Genomic DNA, 5,979 nt, shown 5'->3' with positions numbered 1-5,979 from the left:
CTCATAGCCAAAGAGTTCGCTTTCTAAAAGGGATTCTGTTAACGCAGCACAGTTAATTGCAACAAATGGAAAATGTTTTCTTTCACTCATATTATGAATGCTTTGTGCAAACATTTCCTTGCCTGTACCGCTTTCGCCGTAAATCATTGTGGTATTATCGTGTATTGCAATCTTTTTTGCTTTTTCTATCGTTAAACTCATTACAGGTGACTGTGCTATAATATCCTCGAACTTGTATTTTGCCATTAATCCTTTTTTGTTTAACTTTACCCTGATTTTCTTTTCTAATTCTTGTAGTTTGGTTATATCTTGAAATGTGCATAAATAACCTTCATTTATATTTTCAACGTTTATTATTGATACATTGGCAGTAATGGTATGCTCCTTAATATTAACGATTTTATTTTTAATTAAAGGTTTTTTTTCATTTACCTGAAATATAAAATTTAACTCTGGAAAAACTCTATTTAAATCATTTCCAAGTATATCGTCGTTCTTGTGAAATATCTCTTGGGCTTTTTTATTGAATAATATTACTTTGCCAGTATTATCTGTAGCAATTACTGAATCGTGAACTACATCTAGAGTATTCTTTAGTATTTCTTTATTATATTTTTGTGTGTGCAAATCACTTAACAACTGTTTTGCATATTTAACGCCTTCTCTTATGGACTCTTTAGAAGCAGTTATAAATACACTATCAATGTTAAAATTTTCTGCATATCTACAGGGAATACCCCCACCAACAATAACAACTTCATCTTTTTTAGGGAGATATTTTTTCACTTTATCACATATTTGTTTTTTATGATTAAACCTTTCTAAGGTCATACTAGGGCTTATTATATCTTTCCATTCTTCGTAATCAAAATAATCTACATCAGATAATACCAAAACAATATGTTTGTTATATGATTTTGCTTTTTTTATAGCCCTTAATATATCTATTGTTGTCATCTCTAGGTTTATGGTAGGAACATCTACAGTACCAATTGTATGAATATAACCGCCGCTCCTAGCAATAATAGCCTTCGCGCCTTTTTTTTCTAAGATTTTCCCTTGTTGCTCTATCTTATCTTCGTCGAGTAAGTCTATAATAATGTGACCTTTTTTTACTTCTTCAGAGAATCTATCTACAATCATATTTTTTATTTCTATACTTTGTGCAATTATTCCAATAGTATTATCCATATCTTCATCCCCAACAGAACATATAATCATTTTTATTAATATATTTATATTCAATTAATAAACCTCTTAATAAAAATAATTCAATTGACAAAGTCTAACCGTAAAATGTATTCAAGACTAACCTTTTCAATATACAAAAGTTGATTCTATTTATATAGATATCATTTTTTTAAAATTAATCTGTTAAATTCTATTATTATTTAGTATAACCTTGTCAAATGATCTTGATATTTTATACTGAATTATTTTTCTATTATAGAATTACATTTGTTTTTCATAAATTCGTAAAAAATATCGAATGCAAAATTATGTACCATTGCTTTATTCCAATACATTTTATGAGTGTAGGATTCAAAAAAGTCTATTGGAATAATTGCAACATCATTCCAATTTTTCATTAAATTATTCGGAAGAATTGTGATAATATAATTTTCCTGTGTCATTCGATAAAGTAATTCTTGTAGAGATGTTTGTACTACAACATCTGGCTTACGTCCTATTGATGTAAAGCAAGTATCTATACGTTTTTTACCCGGTAATGGTGCATCCAAAATCCCCAAAGGTTTATCTAACAAATCTAATATACCAACTGTTTTTTTTGACGCTAGTGGATTATTAACAGATACGCCAATCGACATAATACTATCAAACAAATCCATATGACCTAACACAGAAAATTCATACAGTCTTCCAGGTGTAAATGCAACATCTACAGCATTGTTTAAAATCAATTCTAAAATTTCATTCGCCGGACGTTCAATTATTTCCAGTTTAAAACTTGGGTATTGTTGATAGAACTCCCTACAATATGATTCATAAATTTCATAACCATTAGTAGGAGTTATTGCAATTCGAATTTTCTGTTCAGTTTCTTTTGATGATTCATCTCTAATCTTACGTAATGCAGTCTGGTAACTATAATCTAATTCTAAAAATAATTGATGTAAGATATGACCTTCACGTGTTGGCTCAACGCCTTTTGGTGAACGAATAAAGAGTAAGCATCCAAACTCTTCTTCTAATTCTTTAATGCTTCTTGAGATCACAGGTCGGGAAACGTATAACTCTTTTGCTGTAGCGGCAATATTTCCTTTAGCATACGTTGCTTCAAAATACTTGATTTGTGTAGGAGTCATATGATTTTCCTTTCAACATCTTACAGATTTTATCAATTATATAAATTTAGTATAACATATAGATACATAAACCCTATAAGTTCTTATTGGTTTTTTTTACTTGATCTTGTCTAAATTTTTCTATATAATCAGCTTCTTCTTTCGCCTTTATAGCAGCATCTGTATACAAACCATAGTTATGTTCTTCAACACATCGGCGATATGATGGATCTTTCTTTTCAAATTTTTCATTTCTTGGAAGTGGTACATCCTGATCGACTAATATATCTTGTACTTTTCTAATGTCAATATTACGTACACTTACTCCATCTTGTATTGCAACAGCAGCAGCAACACCTGCAGCCTGACCTGTACCTATACACTGTGGTATTAGGTTTAGCCAATCAATCGCAACAGCATCAGCAGACATATGACGTCCAGGACAAAGTAAATTTTCAATTTTCTGAGGGAGAATACTTCTATATGGTATTTCTACTGGTGCACAGTCATTAATCTGACATATTGTAGAATGCCACGCTATGACATCTTCAAATTGATTCGCATATGCAAAATCTTTTGTTGACATTACATATTCTCCAATCAAACGTCGGCTACATCTAGTGCCTAATTGTGGTGCTATATCATACAAATATGCATTTTTAAACGCTACTGGAACAACTTCTCTAAGATATTCGATTACATCACGCATTGTATTTCGTGTATTCATTTCAGTTTCAGTCTGATCTTTAATCAACGTACAATTACGATCTGAATGCCAATTGTTAATCCAACATATATCATTCTGATTACTAGGAAGAGCTAAAGAACGAAATCCTGCTACTCTATGTAATGTATCTCTTAATGCCAGCATTTGTTCTGGATGTGATTGTTTCCATTCATGGAATTGTGCCCAGTCTATTCCTCCTATACGCCATACTAAGGCTGTAGTACCTGCGCGAGTTTCTTGATCAAAAAGTGTTGAATGTGGAGCTTCAGCCTGAGCAAATATATCACCATCACCAGTAGCATCAATTACTGTTTTAGCAAGAATAGCTTTTCTACCTTCTTTACTCTCAAAAACAACTCCTTGAATTTCATTTCCCTCCATAATTGGCTTAGTACCCCAGCTGTGATATTGTACTCTGATTACATCTTTATGTTCAAGAAGCATTTTATCCATTTCAATTTTTAATTGATTTGGCTCAAAATAAACTGCCCTAACTAAGCAGGAAGGTTTGCTACCACCGAATCCTCCTCTGCTTACACAATCATGAAAAGCAGACCATGCATAAATCAAAGTAGGATCAGTACTACCAATATCGTCTAAAGACGGAGCTTTTACAGCTCCTGGAATTTTACTAAGCCTTGTAAACCATTCTTCCTGTATCCCTCTAACAAATGACTTGTCATACCATGAAAGGTTTGGAACCATGATAACATATCCTCCGGTAGCATCACCTCCCATATAACCATAGCGTTCTATAATCACAATATTTTTTGCTCCTGCTCTGGCTGCGGCAATTGCTGCAGAATGACCTGCAGCACCACCTCCAACTACTAATATGTCACATTCGTCATATATATCGATATTTTCTTCTGGCAATGTTATTGTTTTATTATTCATGTTGTCTTTCTCCTTATAGAATTTATAGTATGTAGCCAAATAAGATACATGATACACATGCCACTACAATGTATATAAAGTTTGTAGTAACGCCTTTGGTCCACATGAACTTTGTTGTTATTTCTTCTCGACCTAATAATAGCGACGCATATACAATTGAACCATAGGTCATAAAAGCACACATTCCCGACATAATAATTGCTACTGATAAAACAGAAGCATTTACTTTACCTGCTAATTCTAAAGTTGCCGCAAAAGGTATACATACTGAAAGTAATGTAAAAGTTACAGGCATACCGTTTGTAAAGTTTGTGAACACGGTAGCTATTACAACACACATTATGACTAGAAAAACCCAACTTGAATTACCTACTAATGGTGTCAAAACATTTGATATTGCGTCCTTAATTCCGTATTCATCAGAAGCAATTGCACTACCTAAAATCATAAAGCAACCTGCTAAGGCAACTATTTGCCACATAGTTTTTGTCTGAAGGATTTTTACACCATCTACGAAAGGTTTTCCACCTACTTTGAAAATACATAAAAAGGCAAAAATGAAAATCCATATCCATGTTGATCCAACTTTACTATAAAGAGCAAAAATAGCTGAATCTGCTGGTAATATAAAACTACCCATTAAAAAAACTATCCCAAAAACTAATGACCCTAAAAGTATTTTTTGACGAGTGTTCATTGTTAGATCTTCTTTTGTAAATCCAAGTTTATCAGCATCAAAACATTGTAAAGGTGTTAAGTCTGTTTTCCAAACATATTTTATGAACATACAGTAAACTAAAACAAATAAGACAACTATTAATGTAGCTACTGTAAAGTAAGCTCCACTATCAAAGGTTAATCCATATCCTTCTAATATACCTGCTGCAACTGCTATTGCTGATAAATGAACACCTTTAAAGGGAAGTATAAATGCACCCATGGCAGCAATATAAACACCTAGTAATAACTCTCTTTTTAAATTACTATCTTTCTTAATTCCACATGAATCACATATCCCATCTAAGATTGGATACCAAAGTAGTATCATAGCTGTTGGACTACTCACCAATACGGTGCATATCATAACTGTAAAAAATAATGCAACTGTAAAGACCATAGGACGTCCTTTTATTGCTTTGATTGAAAGCATCTTCCTTGCTAAAACATTTACAGCTCCTGATTCTGTTACTACACCTGTTAATGCCATTACCCAAATAATTTGTTGTATAATTGGATTACCAAGCCATAATGATAATAGCGACGTTGCGTCTGTAAAACCACTAATTATCATGGCAAACATACCCATTAGTGCAGGCCAAAATACTTGATCTGTAGCAATAGTCATTAATAATACCCCAGCGAAAATTCCCAGTATACTGACACCGATTTCATTTATACCAGCAAAAGGTGGTATAACTCTCCCAAAACCAAACATCAATAATATCGAAATTACCACCCACACATAGTACAATCCATTACTTTCTTTTTTGATAGATATACTTTCTTTTTTGATAGCTACTTGACTCATAAAACCCCTCCGTTCATCTTGTACAAATTTAAATTATAGGTAATATTACAATTTATATTAATATTGTAGTATATATTTTTTATTCAGAAAAGAAGCTTTTAATAAGTATGACGTAGCAAAATTGTTATCACTTTTTTTTTAGGTAGATTTATTATAGAACAACCTTTTTTGGGGTTAATAACACTGATAAAATATACAAAATTATGTTACATTCAAATTAATAGAATATAACCCTTAAGATTGCGCCCATGTTGCAGCACCTATAAAACACCATGTTTATATTTCTAAACATGGTGTTTCTTTTAGTTAACACTTTTTTTTAGTTCGTATTTTTTTTCCACAATGCAGTTCTACTTATTCCAAGACTTTTCGCTATCTCCGTTTTATTCATTCCACTTGCTTCTAACATTTTAATTATATTATCTTCTACTAATTTATTTATTTCTTTTAAGTTAATATTGATTTCTTTCGAATTAGTGGATAATATTTTTTCCTCTTCTACGTCAAAATCTAGATTTTTA

General features: G+C 31.8%; 5 protein-coding genes. All 5 read right to left on the bottom strand.

The window, feature by feature from the left end; all coding sequences use genetic code 11:
• Positions 1–1,245: sigma 54-interacting transcriptional regulator (locus GC105_RS16415; RefSeq protein WP_152807000.1), on the bottom strand; the 1,245-nt coding region annotated here is incomplete at its 3' end.
• Between the two features lie 188 nt (positions 1,246–1,433).
• The gene (locus GC105_RS16410) at positions 1,434–2,327 is read right to left on the bottom strand and encodes a LysR family transcriptional regulator (RefSeq protein WP_152806998.1); all 894 of its coding nucleotides are present in this window, start codon (positions 2,325–2,327) and stop codon (positions 1,434–1,436) included.
• 73 nt (positions 2,328–2,400) lie between these two features.
• Positions 2,401–3,930, bottom strand: a complete 1,530-nt coding sequence (locus GC105_RS16405; protein ID WP_152806996.1) for an FAD-dependent oxidoreductase — start codon at positions 3,928–3,930, stop codon at positions 2,401–2,403.
• Between the two features lie 22 nt (positions 3,931–3,952).
• A complete protein-coding gene (locus GC105_RS16400) occupies positions 3,953–5,458 on the bottom strand; it encodes an SLC13 family permease (protein WP_152806994.1) in 1,506 nt (501 codons plus the stop codon).
• A gap of 319 nt (positions 5,459–5,777) precedes the next feature.
• Positions 5,778–5,979: helix-turn-helix domain-containing protein (locus GC105_RS16395; protein WP_281350150.1), on the bottom strand; the 202-nt coding region annotated here is incomplete at its 5' end.

The organism is Alkalibaculum sporogenes (genome assembly GCF_009362815.1).
GTDB classification, from domain to species: Bacteria; Bacillota; Clostridia; order Eubacteriales; family Alkalibacteraceae; genus Alkalibaculum_A; species Alkalibaculum_A sporogenes.
The sequence above is the reverse complement of the archived record's forward strand: the minus strand, read 5'-3'. Positions and strand labels throughout refer to the sequence as shown.

Coding starts and splice junctions, on each gene's coding strand:
- GC105_RS16400 (WP_152806994.1), bottom strand. CDS start 5,458: ATGAGTCAAGTAGCTATCAAAAAAGAAAGTATATCTATCAAAAAAGAA.
- GC105_RS16410 (WP_152806998.1), bottom strand. CDS start 2,327: ATGACTCCTACACAAATCAAGTATTTTGAAGCAACGTATGCTAAAGGA.
- GC105_RS16405 (WP_152806996.1), bottom strand. CDS start 3,930: ATGAATAATAAAACAATAACATTGCCAGAAGAAAATATCGATATATAT.